General features: G+C 38.5%; 15 protein-coding genes and 1 other annotated feature. All 15 genes read right to left on the bottom strand.

Annotation, left to right across the window (positions count from 1 at the left end; translation table 11 throughout):
• Positions 1-1,248: an EF-P 5-aminopentanol modification-associated protein YfmF gene (yfmF, locus tag LREU_RS02700; protein ID WP_003667612.1), complete on the bottom strand. Its 1,248-nt coding sequence runs from the start codon at positions 1,246-1,248 to the stop codon at positions 1-3.
• A gap of 203 nt (positions 1,249-1,451) precedes the next feature.
• Positions 1,452-2,303: an amino acid ABC transporter substrate-binding protein gene (locus tag LREU_RS02695; protein WP_003667610.1), complete on the bottom strand. Its 852-nt coding sequence runs from the start codon at positions 2,301-2,303 to the stop codon at positions 1,452-1,454.
• Positions 2,304-2,320: 17 nt separating this feature from the next.
• The gene (locus LREU_RS02690; RefSeq protein WP_003667608.1) at positions 2,321-2,971 is read right to left on the bottom strand and encodes an amino acid ABC transporter ATP-binding protein; all 651 of its coding nucleotides are present in this window, start codon (positions 2,969-2,971) and stop codon (positions 2,321-2,323) included.
• Between the two features lie 14 nt (positions 2,972-2,985).
• Positions 2,986-3,633 (bottom strand): amino acid ABC transporter permease, encoded by a 648-nt coding sequence (locus LREU_RS02685; RefSeq protein ID WP_003666654.1) that lies wholly within the window; start codon positions 3,631-3,633, stop codon positions 2,986-2,988.
• A gap of 183 nt (positions 3,634-3,816) precedes the next feature.
• Positions 3,817-4,050 (bottom strand) — a binding site (T-box leader).
• 51 nt (positions 4,051-4,101) lie between these two features.
• Entirely contained in the window at positions 4,102-4,638 is a 537-nt protein-coding gene (gene mreD / locus LREU_RS02680; protein ID WP_003666652.1) for a rod shape-determining protein MreD, read from the bottom strand.
• A 6-nt stretch (positions 4,639-4,644) separates the two neighbouring features.
• Positions 4,645-5,502, bottom strand: coding sequence for a rod shape-determining protein MreC (gene mreC, locus LREU_RS02675; RefSeq protein WP_003667606.1), 858 nt, complete (start codon positions 5,500-5,502; stop codon positions 4,645-4,647).
• A 133-nt stretch (positions 5,503-5,635) separates the two neighbouring features.
• Positions 5,636-6,637, bottom strand: a complete 1,002-nt coding sequence (locus tag LREU_RS02670) for a rod shape-determining protein (protein WP_003666650.1) — start codon at positions 6,635-6,637, stop codon at positions 5,636-5,638.
• A 135-nt stretch (positions 6,638-6,772) separates the two neighbouring features.
• Positions 6,773-7,405, bottom strand: coding sequence for a JAB domain-containing protein (locus tag LREU_RS02665; RefSeq protein WP_003667605.1), 633 nt, complete (start codon positions 7,403-7,405; stop codon positions 6,773-6,775).
• 66 nt (positions 7,406-7,471) lie between these two features.
• A complete protein-coding gene (locus LREU_RS02660; protein WP_003667604.1) occupies positions 7,472-8,785 on the bottom strand; it encodes a bifunctional folylpolyglutamate synthase/dihydrofolate synthase in 1,314 nt (437 codons plus the stop codon).
• Positions 8,786-8,887: 102 nt separating this feature from the next.
• Positions 8,888-10,102: an NAD(P)/FAD-dependent oxidoreductase gene (locus LREU_RS02655; RefSeq protein WP_003667603.1), complete on the bottom strand. Its 1,215-nt coding sequence runs from the start codon at positions 10,100-10,102 to the stop codon at positions 8,888-8,890.
• Between the two features lie 54 nt (positions 10,103-10,156).
• Positions 10,157-11,902: a thiol reductant ABC exporter subunit CydC gene (gene cydC, locus LREU_RS02650; protein WP_003667602.1), complete on the bottom strand. Its 1,746-nt coding sequence runs from the start codon at positions 11,900-11,902 to the stop codon at positions 10,157-10,159.
• A complete protein-coding gene (gene cydD, locus LREU_RS02645) occupies positions 11,895-13,625 on the bottom strand; it encodes a thiol reductant ABC exporter subunit CydD (protein ID WP_003667600.1) in 1,731 nt (576 codons plus the stop codon). The genes cydC and cydD overlap by 8 nt, the downstream gene beginning before the upstream one ends.
• 6 nt (positions 13,626-13,631) lie before the next feature.
• The gene (gene cydB / locus LREU_RS02640) at positions 13,632-14,648 is read right to left on the bottom strand and encodes a cytochrome d ubiquinol oxidase subunit II (protein WP_003667598.1); all 1,017 of its coding nucleotides are present in this window, start codon (positions 14,646-14,648) and stop codon (positions 13,632-13,634) included.
• Positions 14,649-16,067: a cytochrome ubiquinol oxidase subunit I gene (locus LREU_RS02635; protein ID WP_011953418.1), complete on the bottom strand. Its 1,419-nt coding sequence runs from the start codon at positions 16,065-16,067 to the stop codon at positions 14,649-14,651. It abuts the gene before it with no gap.
• A gap of 382 nt (positions 16,068-16,449) precedes the next feature.
• Entirely contained in the window at positions 16,450-19,104 is a 2,655-nt protein-coding gene (locus LREU_RS02630) for a valine--tRNA ligase (protein ID WP_003667595.1), read from the bottom strand.
• Positions 19,105-19,169: the final 65 nt, after the last annotated feature.

The raw sequence follows: 19,169 nt of genomic DNA, 5'->3' as shown, positions 1-19,169 counted from the left end.
TTATTTCTCACCACTTAATAAATAAACTGCCTGAAGCTTCATCTGTTTAGCAACACGCATAACGTCAGCTACGGTTACTTTTTTTATTTCGGTAATAAAGTTCTTATCCGATTCATTAACTAATTTGGTAACTAATTGTTGTTCCAAAACATTACTTGCCAAATCATGCCCTGCCCGGTATTGGTTAATCAAACTATCTTGAACTTCACTTAGCGTCTCAGTAGTAAAATCACCATTTTGTAAAGCGATTAATTGTTCCTGAATCATATTTTGAACTTTTTCTTGATCACTCGCTTGAATTCCCGTTTGAACACTTACAATCCCATTGAATGGAAGAAGCCGGCTAGAAGCATAATAAGCTAAACTAGCTTTTTCACGGACATTCGTAAAAAGCTTTGAATATGGCGTGCCACCAAAAAGTCCATTAAAAACCAAGCCAGCATAGTAATCGGCGTCATGATAATAGACAGGCAAAGAATATGCCAAATTTAACTTTGCCTGATTTACTTGTTGATATTCTGTTTTTCTCTGAACTTGATCATACAATGCTTGATGATATAAAGGTGACTTGTTAACAATATCGCGATCTTCAAAAGGCAACTTAGCAATAACTTGCTGAGCACGCATCGGATCAATGTCACCTAACACAAAAATATCAATTTTATCTTCATTAATCATTGAATGATACGTTGAAACTAAACTTTTAGCATTTAAGTTCTCAAGATCAGCAATTTGACCGAAACTAGGTACCTTCATTACAGAATCATTTTGGTAATACAAGTCCATAAGACGTTGATTAGCCAAAAATTGTTTATCGTCATAAAGAGACTTTATCGCACTTTTTAAATTATTAGATTGAATTCTAAAAGTAGGACCATCAAATTCCCCGTCATCGATTAGCGGATGGAAAATGATCTCATTTATTAAGCCACTAATCTTTTCAAATAAATCTTCATCAACAAAGCGATTATTGACAAAACTCGCTCGTAATCGGACAGTATGCAATGTCCCCAGCCGGTTAACATATAAATTAACATAGGCACCATATAAAGATGCCAATTGACGAGCCAAAGCCGTCTGTGTTGGATAGCGATGCGTGCTGGTCTCTAATAGGTTTGCCAATAAATTTCGTGCAGTAGCATTCGTTGGTGTTTGCGGAGTCGCAAAATCTATTAAGACGTGATTCATCTTAAATTGTTTTGTGGGTATAATGTGCAAGTCCACGCCACGAGCAAGATTAAAATCCACGTTCTCTTTCTCCCTTCAATATAAAATGCAGCAAGAGGGGTTCCACTAGCTGCAACCTAGTTACATTCGAATTATCATACTGAATAATGATACGTTAAATATGACTAAATTACAAACCGATTACGTAAATTCATCATATTTTTATTAATTTGTTTGTAGGAAACAATAAAGGGCAGAGACTATTTTCCAAGTCCCTGCTCTTTTTATTTAGCGTTATCTGGTCCCAAGTAGTTACTATCTTGACCGAACCATTTTTCATTAAGCTTCCGTAATTCACCGTTTTTTTGCAAATTACCTAAACCTTGATTAATTTTCTTTTTTAAGGTCTTGTCACCTTTCCGCATTCCCACTGCAAAATGTTCCATTGGCAACTCTTTGCTGATATAAGTGCGGTATGAATTACTATTTGGTTGGTGCTTAATATAGTAATTAGCATAAACCTCATCCATTAAAATTCCTTGAATTCGATTTGCATTTAAGTCAATGAATGCATTAGGAAATGTATCATAAAGAACTGGTGTATGGTTCTTTATTTTATCCTTTAACAACTTTGGCTTCTCATCCAAAACAGTTACTCCCGTTGAACCATTCTGCACTCCGAGTGTTTTGCCCGTCATTCCGTTCAAATTTTTAATGTTACTCTTCTTTTTAGTTACTAATATCTGCCGGTTTTCTAGATAGTAACGACTAAAGGCAACTTTTTTGGCACGGCTAGGATTAACAGAATACCCATTCCATAACAAGTCAATCGTACCGTTTTTTAGTTCAGTCTCTTTCATTGACCAATCAATCGGCTGAAAATCAACTTTTATTCCATACTGCTTAAAAACAGCCCGGGCAAGATCAACGTCATACCCAACTAGTTTTCCATTCTTTTGGCGAAAACCCATTGGAACAAAACTGTCATCAAGGCCGACGATTACTCTTTTCCGTCGCTCGATCCGGTTCCATGTATCTTGCGTATCAGCACGCTTTGTTACACTTTCACAGCCACTAAGAAGGAGAACAGGTACTACTAATAAAATAAGTAACCAAATTGCTTTCGCTTTTTTCATCAGTATTTCTCCTCTCCTTATTTATTCTGACGTTGATCAAGTGGTTGTACTCGTAAAATATCATCAGCAATATCTTCCGCAAATTCTAAATCGTGAGTAACAATTAACTGAGTCATTCCATCCTTCTTTAATCCTAAAATAATATTAGCCACATCTTTTCGGAGGTTTGGATCAAGCGCTGATGTCGGTTCATCATAGCACAAAATTTTAGGCTTCATTGCTAATGCACGAGCAATGGCAACCCGTTGCTTTTGTCCACCTGAAAGTTGGTAGGGGTACAATTTTCCTTTTGTATTAAGGCCTAATTCTTCAAGCAGTTTTTGTGCTTCAGCAATTGCTTCTTGTTTATCCTTTTTCAATACCATCATCGGCGCTAACGTAATATTTTCCATTACCGAAAGATTTGGGAAAAGCTTAAAGTCTTGAAAAACCACACCGATTACTCGGTCAGCTGCATCTGTTCCCTGAGGGTCAAATCGACGACCGTTAATGAAAAACTCACCACTATCAGGAGTTTCCAGTCCAGTAATACAACGAAGTAAGGTCGTTTTCCCAGCACCTGATGGACCAACAATACAAAGAATTTCACCATCTTTAACTGTTAAATTAACCCCATCTAAAATTTGCCGATCGCCAAAACTCTTTTTTAAATCTCGAACTTCTAACATTTAGATTCCCTCCTTTACTTGAAGTATGCATAACATTTTTCAACTTGCCGTAGAATTAATGTACAAATTCCTACAAGGATCAAGTAGATTAATCCGACTAACATCAATGGAACAAGCGTAACATCCCGCGAAGTTGCTACATTTCCTGCTCGAAGTAGGTCACCGAGACCAATTACGTAAACTAACGATGAATCTTTTACTAAGTTAATAACTTCATTCCCAATTGATGGAATAACGATTTTTATTACCTGGGGGATGATAATCTTGCGAAGAGTTTGCCAGTAGCTTAGGCGTAAGACACGAGCTGCTTCAAACTGACCTTGATCAACAGATTGGAAACCACCACGGAAAATTTCAGCAAAATAAGCTGCATAATTCAAAATAAAAGCAACTAGGGCGGCATCGTAACGTTCAAAAACAATGCCAATAATTGGTAACCCATAGAATACAAAGATCAGTTGAAGCAGCAAAGGCGTTCCCCGCATTAACCAAACATAAATTTCTAATATCCACTTCAAAGGTTTAATTTTAGAAGTAAGTCCTAAGCTAACCAAAATCCCTAATGGCAGAGATCCAACTAATGTCCAGAAGAAAATTTGTAATGTAAGAGCAGCCCCCTGGAATAATGAAGGTAGAATTTCACTTATATATTGCATTGACATTTACTATTGCCTCCTTAAATTATTGACTAATAGAAATAACAGGAAAAGAAAAAATCCTCTAGGAGATACCTCCTAGAGGACGAGTACATCGTGGTTCCACCTCATGTTTACAAATATTTCGCAATATTTGCCTTAATAAGTCTATTTTAATGAAACAAAAAACACCCTCGAGCCTAAACTGGCTACGAGGGCGTTTCCGCGGTTCCACCTCATCTTGCTATTTTCTCACGAATAATAGCCTTAGTGAGTTCATTAAAATAAACTCCGCGCTGTAACGGGCTTCCCCGGGTCTTCCTACTATGGCTTTCAGAAGGCCAACTCACAGATGTGATTCAAGCCGAAACATTGATCCCTTCCCATCATTAAGGACTCTCTTTGCAATGCCTAAAGCTCTACTAGTCTGTTCACTGTCATTTATGATGTTGTAAATATCCTATACTGGAATATCTATTGTGTCAAGCACTAATTTTAAATTTGATCATCGTCTAATGCCCAGCGATATATTGCGCGAATTGGCCAGAAGAGGACAACAAAATAAATTAAATTCAATGCTAACGTTGGAGCAAGCGTATAAATAAGATAGTCGCCAAAACCAACATTAGTAATATTTACTAAATAATATGCCCAATAATTAAAGGTCTCAAAAATGACAATATCAACAAAGAAAATCATAATCATCGAAAGAAATGATGAACTAAAATAACGAGATAAAATTTTAGTTATTTCGACTACTAATGGATACAAGAAAATATACAATCCTAAAATTCCCGAAAAGTATAAATCGTAAACTGCACCGGCAGCAATTGCAAATGGAATTAATGGAATCTCAATATCATCTTGAAAGAAATACGATAAGACTAACCATAGTAAGACAAGTTCACTCACCATTGAATAGGGATAACTGAAAAATAATGGTGCCCACACATGGCTTAAGGCGCCGTCCAAAAACAGACATACAAATAAACCAATTGGGAATATATATTTTAAGCGTGATAAACGATACATAATTTATCACTCCTGTGAGGCCGCTTCAGCAACTGTAACAATATTAATATCATTAAAGTCCGTTGCTGGAGTAATATAGATTTTCTGGGCGAGACCATAATCATCTTTACCGACACGTGACACGCGGCCAACATAAAGTCCCTTAGGTGTCACACCACCCATTCCACTGGTTACTACTCGGGTACCTTTTTTTATTTTAGCTTTAGAAGTTACTTGTCCCATTTCAAGCTCGTTATTTCTTGCATTATATCCGGTGATAATCCCATTAATCACCTTCCCATTTTGACCATTAAGAGTAATTGCAAAACGGTTTGATGATTCACTGGTATCACTCAATAATTCAACTTTGCTATTAGTTTTATTTACTTCTGTAATCCGACCAATTAACCCACTACCACTCATAACGGGCATATTCTTCTTAATACCACTAGATTGCCCCTTATTAATCACGAGTTGTCTTTGCCACGAAGAAGGTGTGCGCATTAACACAGCCGCTGTAACTGTATTATAGTCGGTCATTGAATTATTAAGTTTTAACTGTTGTTTTAATTGTTTGTTTTCATGAGCTAAGGTCTGATCACGGACTTTAGTTTGTGCTAATTCAGTTACTTGCTGTTTAAGTTCACGGTTTTCAGAATAAGTATTCATCAACCCATTTATTGAACTCACACTTGTCTGTGCCCAATTTACAGGGAGAGCAACTGCACTATCAACAAAGCCAACAATATCATTTCCAAATTGTTGGATGATCGGTGGTGTATTTCGCCTATTCCGTAAAGAAACAGAACCTGCCATTAGTCCAAAACAGACAACTAGAATTATCACAGCAATAACTAATCGGCGATTGGAAAAAAATTTCTGCATTATGACCCTCCAATGCTTACACAAGGTAATTAAGACGGGGCCTGCCAAACAATCCTGCTTGGCAATCAGCCCCGTCAATCATTAGTTAGTACTAATGATGATTCATCGCTGACGTCATTGTCAGAGAATCATTTTACTTTTTCTTCATTACATCAATACTCTTTAATGACTCGCCGGTACCAATAGCAACACAGTCAAGGGGATCATTAGCAATGAATACTGGTACTTTAGTTGCATCTGCAATAACATCTGGCAAATGCTTTAATAATGCGCCTCCACCAGTTAATACAATCCCGTGATCAATAACATCAGCAGCAATTTCTGGGGAAGTTTCTTCAAGTGTTCCTTTAATTGCCGTAATAATGCTATCAACAACATCTTGGAGGGCCGTTGAAACATCTTTTGCAGATACTTGCATTGTCTTTGGCAATCCAGTTACAAGATCACGACCGCGAACTTGTGTTGTTCCCATTTCTTCAGCAGCTTCAACAGATGCAGATCCAATATCCCACTTAAGCTTTTCAGCTGTTCGTTCACCAATTAATAAATTCATATGTTGGCGAACATATTGAACAATCGCATCATTCATCTTATCACCAGCCATTCGAATGGAACGACTTGAGACGATACCACCTAATGAAATGGTAGCAACATCAGTAGTACCTCCACCAATATCAACAACCATACTACCAGTTGGATCCATAACTGGTAAACCTGCTCCAATGGCTGCTGCAAATGGTTCTTCAATAACATAAGCATCACGAGCACCTGCAACTCGAGTAGCATCAATCACTGCCCGCTTTTCAACTTCCGTGATCCCACTAGGAACACATACCATAACATATGGCTTACCATTATTTCCTAACGCTTTATCAATGTAATACTTCATCATTGCAACTGTTGTGTCGTAATCAGCAATAACACCGTCTTTCATTGGTCGGATAGCCACAATGCTTTCTGGCGTCCGTCCAATCATATCACGGGCATCACTGCCAACAGCGATTACTTCGTTAGTCTTAGAATTACGAGCAACAACTGATGGTTCTCTTAATACAATACCCTTACCTTCAAGGTAGACAATTGTATTAGCAGTTCCAAGGTCAATGCCAAGATTTTTTGTTCCAATTCCTAGCAATCTGCTTCTTCCCTTCGTCTTAAAATCAAATTAATATCGTGCATATTATACCATAGCCACTCGGTACATACGAACATTAATATACATTAATAAGAACAAAGAAAGCGTAATTATTGCAATAAATTAAAAGTTTCTTTACTTTTTAAGCTCATTAACGAGACTAGCTTCACGCCAACTATGGTATGTATCGCGACCAACAATCATAAAGTCAACTAAATGAAGCCCAATAATCTCACATCCTCGTTCTAAGCGGCGAGTGAAAGATTCGTCCTGCTTGGAAGGATGAATGTCTCCCGTCGGATGATTGTGGATCATAATAATTCCTTGGGCTGAACACCGGAGCGCATATTGAAAAATCTTATCAGGATAAAGAATACATTCGCATCCGCCGCCTACAAACAAAATTTTCCAATCAATTATCTCGTTATGGATATCTGTACAAGCAATACAAACACTTTCTTGCTCCTCACTTTGAAAATGGTCAACCATCTTGCGGCCTAATTCGATGCTCGAATAAGCATGGCCGATAATTTCTTCGTGACTTTTGGTTACTATTTTTCCTAATTCAATGGCAGCAAAAAAGTTAAGCATTTCTGGCGCCCATTCATTTATCTCATTTTTTTCAATACGTGAAAGCCGTTTAATTGCTAATGGAGTAGGACACTTACGTAAGAAACGTTGACATAATTCCTGTTTCTTTGTTCCCAGTTTATCAGGAATAGCCGTCCAGACTAATTTTGTATATTCGTTAATCACTTCATTTTCCATAAATAAATAATTCTCCTTTTTACACTCTATATATTTAAATACGGAAAATTTGTGCTTTTACACTTTTTAATTTAAAAAGAATTTACGAACATCTGAAACAAAATAAAGAGAACCAGTAATAATCATTACATCATCCGCACTCATTTGACTTGCCACCTGCCCGATCCCTAATTGCCAGTCGTTAATAGTCTGGATGGGGTATTTAGTTGGAATATCAGCAATAGCCTTTGCTAAGTCTGCACTTGGCCTTTTAGGACCGGGGCCAGCAAAGTGAGTGACGGTTAAGTGAACATTCCCCAAACTTGCTAATTCACCAAGCATTAATTCATATTGCTTATCAGCCAGAATCGCCACCAAAAGGTAAACTTCCCGATCGGCAAAATCATTCTTAATAGTATGAACTAGGGCCTGAACACCAGGAAGATTATGAGCGCCATCTAGTAAGACCAGAGGAGTAGTATTTATTTCTTCTAATCGACCCGGCCAAGCAGCATTTTCTAATCCCGCAATCAAAGCACGGCGATCAATTGCCAGTCCATGCTTCTCCATAAAAAGCTCAACAGCCATCAAAGCAACTGCTGCGTTTTCTATCTGATAGTCGCCCGGCAAGCCAAGAATTGTTTCTATTTTTTTCAGATTTTTTCCTTGATACCGAATTTTCGCGTGGAACTGATGACCATTAAGTTTGTGAACAGTAAAGTCTTTTCCTAATTCAAAAAACGGGGATTTTTTCTCCTTTGCATCTGCGAGAATAGTTTCGCGCGCTTCAGTTGGAAGGTCCCCTAAAACAACCGGGACGCTTTTTTTGATTATTCCCGCTTTTTGGGCCGCAATCTTAGCCAAAGTATCACCTAAATACTTCATATGATCCCAGCCAACTGTCGTAATCACGCTAACAACTGGCGTAATTACATTGGTAGAATCATATAGTCCCCCAATTCCTACTTCAAGCAATACAACATTAGGCTTTTTTTCAGCCATATAACAAAACATTAATGCTGTATCAATTTCAAATTCAGTTGGTCCGCCTGTTTCCAATGTATTATCAAGTTTTTTGACAACTGGAGCAATTTTTTGAACTAATCTTAAAAGGTCAGCATCGCTAATTGGGATTCCATTGTACTCAATTCGTTCATTAAACCGTGTAATAAAAGGCGATGTAAAACTTCCAACAGTGAGGCCGCTTTCCAATAAAGCAGACCGCATCATTGCAACGGTTGATCCCTTACCATTAGTTCCTGTAACGTGAATGTAATTAAGTCCTTTTTGTGGGTTCCCTAATTCTGCCAAGAATCGTTTCATCCGTGTGAGTGTTGGAATTTTCTTGAATTGTGTTCGTCCATGGATAAAAGATAATGCTTCATCATAAGTTTTAATCATTTATTTCACCCTTTATTTATTATAGCCATACCTTTTTAGCATATAAGTATAAAAACGAGGCTGTTGAAAAAACAAAAGTTTTTTCTCAGCCTCATTCATTTTCTAGTGATATAAGTCAAATCGTCCTTTAGCAAATAGCTCTTTCAAACCACCTGTTTCTAACAAGGAACGGTCAGCAATAATTTTCTTCATTGCTGAAGCAGGATATCCACGTAATTCATGACCCATTGCTTCACCAAATGCCCGCGTATTACCAACGGAAGCAACTGTTCCTAAGGACTTGTAAGTAAATGGCTTAGCTTCATGCTTGCCAGTCTTAATACGGCTAACAATGTCTTCAGCTGTGTAATCAGCCATTGCTAGGGCAATTTGTGCAGTGGTTGGGTATGGGCGTTTACCATCCGGTGGCATTACGGCAGCAACATCCCCAATAATATAAATATCATCATGCTTAGGGTCTGTTAAGTGGTCAGTAACGATTACCCGACCACGCTTAGCATCAAAGCCACATTCTTCCATCAATGGATTACCACTTACTCCAGTTGTCCAGATGATTGTACCAGCATTAAGGGACTCTTCATCATCATCTCCATGCTTGTAGATAACCTTGCCAGGTTCAATCTTGCTAATCCGTGAACCATCAAGTAGTTGTACGTTAAGGCTCTTAACAAGGTTCACCCCATATTCAGCAAGTTTTTCACTAAACATTGGAAGTAATCTTGTTGAAGCTTCAATCAGCGTAATTTTAATTTCATCTGGTGAAACTCCAGCGATTTTGGCATAACTTGCTCGAGCGTCAACAAGGGCCCCTGCCAATTCAATTCCAGTAAATCCACCACCACAAATAACAATTTGAAGATCATCAGGATTGTGAGTGGTACGATAATCTTTCATTTTGGCAATGATATGGTCATAAATTGCTAAAGCTTCTTTAACATTAGTCATCGGTAATGCATTTTCTTCAGCACCAGGGATTCCAAAGGTTTCTGAAACAAAACCGAGTCCTAATACACAATAATCATAGTGCAGTAGCTCTTCATGACCAGCAAGTTTAACTGTCTTTTTATCAGGATCGATCTTTACAACTTCATCTTGAATAAAGGTAGTAATTTGTGGATTAATAACATCACTAATTGGATAAGTGATCCTTGAAGCACTTTGCGTTCCCGCAGCAGCTTCGTGTAAATCAGTAGCTTCATAATGATAATTATTACGATCAACTAGTGTAATATGAACATTATTTTTTAGCTTTTTTTGTAATAATACGACCGTCTTTAAGCCAGCGTAACCAGCTCCAAGTACAACAACTTCTTTCATTACTATTCATCCCTTCATCAATAGTCCTACTTTATTATAACATTTCTAACCTAGCTAGATACCCTCATCTGCCATTTTTAACGCCCGGTAATGTTCATTTGTTTTTTGTAATTCTGCCGGGCTGCCTTGCATTGAAATTTTACCATCCTCGATGAAAACAACTTGATCCATCATTTCTATCCCTTGTAAATGGTGAGTAATCCAAATCAAAGTTTTTCCCTGTAACTGCTCCATAAAAGTCTCAATTACCTTTTCTTCTGTTACCGGGTCTAAGCCTACAGTTGGTTCATCTAAAAGGATAATGGGCGCATCTTTGAGCAAAATGCGGGCAAGAGACAACCGGTGACGCTCTCCGCCAGAAAACCGTAGCCCTGCCTCATCAACCATCGTATGAAGTCCTTTTGGCAGTCGCTTAATCATAGCGGCCACCCCAACACGTTCAAGGACATCCCATACTTGATCCTCTGTCGCATCCTCATTACCCAAACGAATATTATTTAAGATTGTGGTATGAAACAAATATGGTGATTGGTGAACGATCCCAATATAATTCGAAATCTCATCACCAAATTCGTCTGTTGGCACATTATTAAGAGTAACAGTGCCCGACGTAGGTTTCCGGTCTCCACGAATTAAACTAGCTAACGTACTCTTTCCGGCCCCACTGCGACCAAGAATGGCAAGTTTTTCGCCTGGATTAACATCAAGATTAATCCCCCGCAAGATCATCTTCTCTGTCTTAGGATAGCGATAATAAACATCCGTAATTTTAAGATGATAAGGAGCGGCAATCTCAACATTAACCTTAGAAGGAGCTGGCGGTTGTGGCAGTTCATTCAATCGTTTTAATGAATCCGTATATACATTAGTTTCTTGAGCAGCTGCTGGCAAGCTAGACAACACTTCATCAAGGGGAAAGACACAAAGAACAAAGGCCGCAATCCAATTTGCACTTCCTCCCCAATGACCGCCAAAACGCGCTGCTCCCCAGATAATAAGGCTAACAACCACCAATAAAATCATTACCTGAAGAATAAAATCACGCCAATGCTCAAAACGTTTCATCGCTTTTTGAGATGCTAATACGTTTTTCTCGCTTTGATCATAGTGCTGCAGGTAATCCGCACTGCGCCCCGCAAATACCCAGTCTGTAATCCCCATGATATTATCAGTGAGATCAGCATACAAGGTATTGGTATATTGCTTTTCTAGTTGCTGGCGTGCGCCATTAACAAGCACTGACCACACAGGAACAGCAATGATGATTAACCCAAATAGAACTAACATTAAAAGCCCCATTAGTGGAGAGATTATTCCCATTCCAATAACGATAATGGCATAAAGCCCAAATGCAACTAGCATCGGAAAAATCGTTCGTAAATATAAATTTTGAATGTGGGCAACGTCTTCTGAAAGTAACCCAAGAATGTCTCCAATTCGATACTTACTATTAAAGAAAACAGCATCCTGCTCTAACGAATCATAAAGCTTTTTCCGAAATGCAGAAGTCATTTTAAGAACCCAATTATGACTAACCAATCGTTCAAAATAATTAGTCACTGGCCTAAAAATCCCAAAGGCACGAGTAAGAACGATAGGAACATATACTAACAAGATATTAAAAGGCATCGTCGCGGACTTACTGATTAAATAGCCCGCGGTGAACATCAATCCACTAGCACAAATAAAGGTAACAATCCCCAGGGTAATTGCTAATACCAAGGTCCACTTGTAACGCTTCAGGAAGGGTTTCACCCACCGATCATGTTTCATTGCTTTAAGTAAAGGAATCTTATTCATGGGTTATCTCCTTTCCGCGTGTTTGGTCCATCAGTTCTGTAAAGTAACCATGTTCATCAAGCAACTGTTGATATGTTCCTTGTTCAATTAACTTGCCATTCTTCAACACTAAAATGTAGTCCATCTGCTTCATCCAATGCAAACGGTGGGTAGCAAAAAAGACTAACCTATTTTCCATCAACGGAAGCATCCTTTTTTTCAACTCTAGTTCGGTCTCAATATCAAGATGGGCGGTTGGCTCATCAAAAATCATTACCCGACGTTCTGGATCAAGAAATGCTCGTGCTAAGGCAATTCGCTGTGCCTGCCCACCACTTAATGCTCGGTGGCCGCTGCCAATCATCGTCCCTAATCCTTGAGGTAATTCAGCAACAAGATCATCTAAGCCGACAACATGAATCGCTTCTTTTATTTTATCTTCACTGACATTTGGAGTATAAAAGGCAATATTATTTTTTAACGTATCTGCAAAAATATAGGGAGTCTGTGGAATGTAGAGAATCTGTTTTTGCCAGTCATGAATATCCAAAGTCGTTACTTTTTTTCCTTGAATGATAATTTGGCCACTTGTCGGCGCTAAAAAGCCACTTAAAAGATTAATTAAAGTTGTCTTTCCGGCCCCACTCATTCCAATAATGCCAATTTTTTGGTTTCCCTTAACAGTTAAATCAAGGTTTGTTAATTCACTGCCATTTTGAGGATACATAAACTCAACATTCTCAAAACTTAACTCATCGACTCCTGTCCACTGGTGTAATTCAACAGTCGGCTTCTTTGGTAATGGCATCTCAAGAATTCGCCGAACCGCATGAAATGAATTTTTACCATTCAATGTTGCATGATAGTCACTTGCAAAGTTCCTAATCGGCAAAAAATACTCAGGTGCCAAAATCAAGATTGCTAGTGCCGGGAATAGCAATAAGTGACCGTTAATTAACCGTAAGCCAAGAAAGACCGCTAAGATTGCAATAGCTAATGTAGTGAAAAAATCAAGAGCAAACGTTGATAACATTGCTACTTTAATCACACTCATTGTTGACTTGCGAAAACGCTCACTTGACCGATAAATACTTTGTGAATACTTCTTACTAAGGCCAAAGTACTTCAATGTGTCAATCCCCCGCAAAGAATCAATAAAGTGATTAGACAATATTTGAAAAGCTGCAAACTGTCGATCTGCCTTAGCCTTCGCTGCATAGCCTAAAATAATCATGAATAAAACAATCAAAGGATAAACTAACAGCATAACAATGCCAGAAATCCAATCAAGCCAAAAACAGACAACCAAAATAATGACTGGAATAATCATCATGCTGATCACCTTGCTATAGATGAGTCGAATATAATTTTCGACTTCTTTAATGCCATCAAGGGCCAGAGTCACCATATTCCCGGTTCCCTCCCGCTGAACAATTACTGGTCCAAGCGCAAAGACTTTTTTTAATAATTGCTGACGAAAGTTTTGGGCAGCATTAGCCGAATACTTATCAAGCCAATCATTCCCAATTTCGGTTAGCCCATGACGCAAAAGGTAACAAGCAATGAATCCACCTAAGCCATATATTTGACTCAAAAGAGAATGTCCCTGCCATAAGCCTGTTAGTAAAGCAGCCAAACTTAATCCCTGACCAAGGATAAGAAAAGCTTGCAGGACATAAAGCCCCACAAGCTTAATCATGATATGTCTGCTCCCCTCGATTTTGAAGAGTAGTCGATCAATCATAAATTTTTATTTAACCTCCGGAATAGCTGGCATTGCAATCCGTTTACAGAAAATCCAGTAAGCCCAGATTGTATATGCCAAAACAAATGGTAAAAGACAGCAAGTAGCAATTGTCATCACTGTCAACGTATATTCTGTTGAGGAAGCATTTTGAATAAGAATGCTGTATTTCGGACTAATGCTACTAATTAGTACCCGTGGGAAAAGACCAATAAAGATCAATACAACCAATGATACTAAGGTTAACCCACTTGAAATAAATGCAACCAATTCATGACCAGCAAAGGTTTCTGCTTGAGCCAAGACTGAAAAACCAACAATCAATACAAGCATGATGATTGTACCAACTGGGTGAACAGCCATAAAGTCAGTCATAAAGATTAATAATAATGCAAAGACAACTTCGCCAGCATAAAGAATCCAGTACAAAAATTCAGCATAGTTCCGGGCTCGTTCCTGAACCGGACCAGTCGTCTTTAAGGCAATATAATTAATTCCATGTAAGTAGGTTAAAAGCAATAAGGCAATCCCACCAACAACTGAAAGCCAGTTGAAATAGTCAAAGAATCCTGCGTGAAAATTGCCGTTAGCATCAATTGGCATTCCATGAATCATGCTAACAAACATAATACCAAGGAAAAATGGAACGATTGCACTACCAATTGCTAATGCCCAATCCCAAATCCGTTTTTGTGGCATTGGACTATTTTTACGGAATTCAAAAGAAACTCCACGAATAATTAAACCAGCTAGGATAATCATTAAGATTAAGTAATACCCACTGAAAAGACTAGCATACCAATATGGAAAAGAGGCAAACATTGCACCACCAGCCGTGATTAACCATACTTCATTTGCATCCCAAACTGGTCCAATTGTCCGCACAAGTTGATCACGCTCTGATTCGTTATGAGCAAGTGTTTCAACCGCCATTCCTACCCCATAATCAAATCCATCTAGGAAGAAGAAGCCGGCAAAAAGCACTCCAATCAATACAAACCATAATAATTGAAGAAAACTCATCTAGAACGCCTCCTTGTCAAATGGGTCCAGAACCTTCTTGAATTTAGGTTCAATTGCTTCCGATGGATCTTTACGTAACTCAAGAACAATTAACCAAATTAATGTAATTGCAAGAGTTGTAAATAATACAAAGTAAACAATATTTGATGTTAACAATGATCCAACTGAAACATTTGGCGATACACTTTCAGCAATTGTAAACAAGCCATAAACCGTCCATGGAATACGACCAAATTCCGTTACAAACCAACCAGCAGTATTACCGATAAATGGTAAGAAAGTGGTAATTGCAATACACCAAAGTGCCCAGCGGCGTTGTGCAAGTGGTTTCTTGCTCTTTTCCCTTGTCATAATTAATCCAACTAATGAAACTAAGAAAATCCAAGCACCGACTGCACACATAATCCGGAAACTATAGAACAGTGTATTTACTGGTGGGTAGTAATCAAGATTCTTGCCATACTTTTTCTTATATTGGGCATTGAGCTCATTCATCCCGGTAACCGCACCAGTAGTTTTGTGGTATGACAAAATACTTAGGGCATAGGGAATATCGATATTGCCTTTTACTTCATGGTCTTTCATATCGGCAATACCAACAATTGTCCACGGTGCATGCTTACCAGTAGTCGTGAATACGTCTTCAGTAGCTGCAAACTTCATTGGTTGTTCTTTGATTAAGTATTGCATCTGGGCATCCCCTAACGCAATTCCACCAATAGAGAAAATCAATGATACTAAAAGTCCTAAACGCATTGACTTCTTGTAAAACTTCTTATTAGCTTCAGAAAGTTTTTGGTTCTTGAGAAGTTGGAATGCTGTTAAACCAGCAATAATAATACCACCCATCATGATAGCATTAAGGATAACATGCCCAAATTCATACCATAATTGAGGGTTTTTAAGCAATGCGCCAAAATTAACCATTACTGCACGGCCACCCTTGATTTCATAACCAACAGGGTGTTGCATGAATGAGTTGGCAGTTAAAATCCATAAAGCAGATGTTAAAGAACCAAAACTCGTCATCCAAATGAAGAAAAGGTGCAACCCCGGCTTAACCTTTTTCCAGGTAAATACCCATAAGCCAATAAATGTTGATTCAATAAAGAATGATAGCAAAGCTTCGAGGGCTAATGGAGCACCAAAGATATCACCCATAAACCGTGAGTAATCTGACCAGTTCATCCCAAATTGGAATTCCTGAATCAAACCTGTAACAACACCGACAGCAAAACTAAGTAAGAAAATATTCCCCCAAAATTTTGCCATTTTTTTGTACGTCTCGTCTTTAGTTGAAACGTACATACTTTCCATAATGGCGACGATAAAAGCTGTTCCAATAGAGAAAGGAACAAAGAAGAAGTGGTAAACCGTCGTCATAGCAAATTGGAAACGTGCCAGACTAAGAATAGTCATTATAAATACCTCCCTCCGAAGTATATCGATAAAAAGAATAGTTGAAACCGTTTCCTGTTTCTCCACAATTAATCATAATACTTGTGATAAATAATTACAATAAATAAATGGCAAATATGTGAAATAATTTTTAAATAAACCGCTTAATTATCAGTTATTTAATCCTTATCAATAGATAAATATTTTCAAGCGATGTATGATTACTTTTTCATACTAAAAAAAAAGGAATCGACAATTGCCGATTCCTTTTTTAATCTATTTTTAAACTATATTTATAAATGTTATAGCTAATAGCATTCCCATAGTAGTCTAACCTATTTAATAAAATGATATAATTTTCATTTATTGTTAAAAATGTTAATTATCCTACTATAAATTGACGCTAAGCTTGTTGGAGCGATTGAAGACGTTCCTTGGCAGCTGCTAATTTTTGCTGCCATTCCGTTGCCTTTTGCCGTTCAGCTTCAACAACCTTTTCTGGCGCATTATTAACAAACTTTTCATTGCCAAGCTTCTTTTGTGAACGTTCTACTTCTTTTTCAAGTTTAGCAATTTCTTTTTCCATCCGATCTCGTTCTTCATCAAGGTCAACTAATTCAGCCATTGGGATGTAAACTTCTGCTCCAGTCAAAATCCCGCTCATCGCAAGCCTAGGAGCTTCAACATCTTTACCAATAGTTAAGTTTTCTGGATGACAGAAACGTTCAATATAGTCACGATTATCCTTCAACATCTGAGCCAAGTGATCGTTATCAACCTTTACCAAAATATCAACTGGTTTAGACATTGGCGCATTAGCTTCATTTCGAATGTTACGAACAGCCTTAATCAATTCAATCAAACTATTCATTTGTTCAGTTGCGGCTGGATCATCAAGTTCAGCATTAGCAACTGGGTAATCTGCAACCATAATTGATTCACCATCATGCGGCATTGATTGCCATAATTTTTCGGTAACGAATGGCATGATTGGATGCAACATCTTCAAAGTCTGATCAAGAACGTAACCAAGAATATTCTTAGTATTATTCTTTTCTTCGTCAGTCCCATTATTGAGTTTTTCCTTGGTCATTTCGATATACCAGTCACAGAAATCATTCCAGATGAAGTTGTAAAGCGCCCGACCAGCTTCACCAAATTCAAACTTGTCAAACTGTTCGTTAACCTGCTTTACAGTTGCATTTAACCGACTCAAAATCCACCGATCAGCTAAATCCCACTTACTCTTATCAGGAAGGACAGGAGCAGGCATCTCACCAAGGTTCATGATAACGTAACGACTCGCGTTCCAAATCTTATTAATAAAGTTCCAAGCTGCATCCATCTTAGTGTAGCTAAAACGAATATCTTGACCAGGAGTTGAACCAGTAATTAAGAACCACCGTAGGGCATCTACCCCGTACTTCTTGATAACATCCATTGGGTCAATACCATTTCCCAAGGATTTACTCATCTTTCGTCCTTGTTCATCACGAATCAAACCATGGAGAAGAACATTCTTAAATGGTGCCCGACCCGTAAATTCAAGCGATTGAAAAATCATCCGGGAAACCCAGAAGAAGATGATGTCATAACCAGTAACCAAAGTGTTAGTTGGGAAGTAGCGCTTAAAGTCTGCTGAATCAGTATTAGGCCAGCCCATCGTTGAGAATGGCCAAAGTGCACTGGAGAACCATGTATCAAGGACGTCCTTATCTTGTTCCCAATTTTCGGCATCTTTAGGAGCTTCCATACCAACATAAACTTCGCCAGTCTGTTTGTTATACCAAGCTGGAATCCGGTGACCCCACCATAATTGACGAGAAATAACCCAATCATGAATATTTTCCATCCATTGCGTAAAGGTGTGTTCAAATCGTTCTGGAACGAAATTAACCCGGTCATCAGTATCTTGGTTCTTAAGAGCTGCTTCGGCTAATGGCTTCATCTTAACAAACCATTGCGTTGAAAGACGAGCTTCAACTTGTACCCCTGTCCGTTCTGAGTGACCAACAGAGTGAACAATTGGGTCAACCTTCAACATGTAACCTTGGTCTTGAAGGTCCTTAACGATCGCTTCACGAGCTTCAAAGCGGTCCATACCTTCGTATTTACCAGCATTTTCATTCATGGTAGCATCTTCGTTCATTGTATTCAGTTCAGGAAGATTGTGACGCTTACCTACCTTAAAGTCGTTTGGATCATGGGCGGGGGTAATCTTAACCATCCCAGTACCAAATTCAGGTGTTACGTAGTCGTCAGCAATAATCTCAATTTCCCGGTTGACAAGCGGTACCATGACCTTCTTACCAACTAAGTCCTTGTACCGTTCATCATTAGGGTTAACAGCAACCGCTTCATCCCCGAACATTGTTTCTGGCCGAGTAGTAGCGATTTCGATGTAATCCTTACCGTTAAAAGTAGTTCCATCAGTAAATGGATACTTAACATGGTAGAATGCACCCTTATCATCCTTATGAATAACTTCAATATCTGATAAGGCCGTCCGTGCTTGTGGGTCCCAGTTGATGATGTAAGTTCCACGGTAAATTAAGCCCTTATTGTAGAGATCAACAAAGACTTTTCGAACAGCCTTATTTAATCCTTCATCAAGGGTAAAACGTTCGCGGTCATAATCCACAGAGATCCCCATCTTAGCCCATTGCTGGTGAATAATATCAGCATATTCATCTTTCCAGTCCCAAACTTGTTGAACAAACTTGTCACGACCAAGGTCATAACGAGAAATTCCTTGTTTACGAAGCCGGGCTTCAACTTTTGCTTGGGTAGCGATACCAGCGTGGTCCATTCCAGGAACCCATAATACATCATAACCCTGCATCCGCTTTTGTCGAATGATCATATCTTGTAAAGTTGTATCCCAAGCGTGGCCTAAGTGCAACTTACCAGTAACATTCGGTGGTGGGATAACAATTGAATATGGATGAGCTTTTTTGTCACCACTTGGTTTAAAGAATCCTTGGTCAATCCACCATTGATAACGGCCTTCTTCAACCGCCGCTGGATCATACTTGGTTGACATATCTTTTTCTGTCATGGCAGAAACTCCTTTCAGAAAACAATCTTCATTTTTATTTTGTGCATTAACTAAAAAAACGCCCT

The sequence above is a fragment of the Limosilactobacillus reuteri subsp. reuteri genome (genome assembly GCF_000016825.1).
In the GTDB taxonomy this organism is placed as follows: Bacteria; Bacillota; Bacilli; order Lactobacillales; family Lactobacillaceae; genus Limosilactobacillus; species Limosilactobacillus reuteri.
Note: the sequence above shows the minus strand (reverse complement) of the source record. Positions and strands in the feature narration are given on the sequence as shown.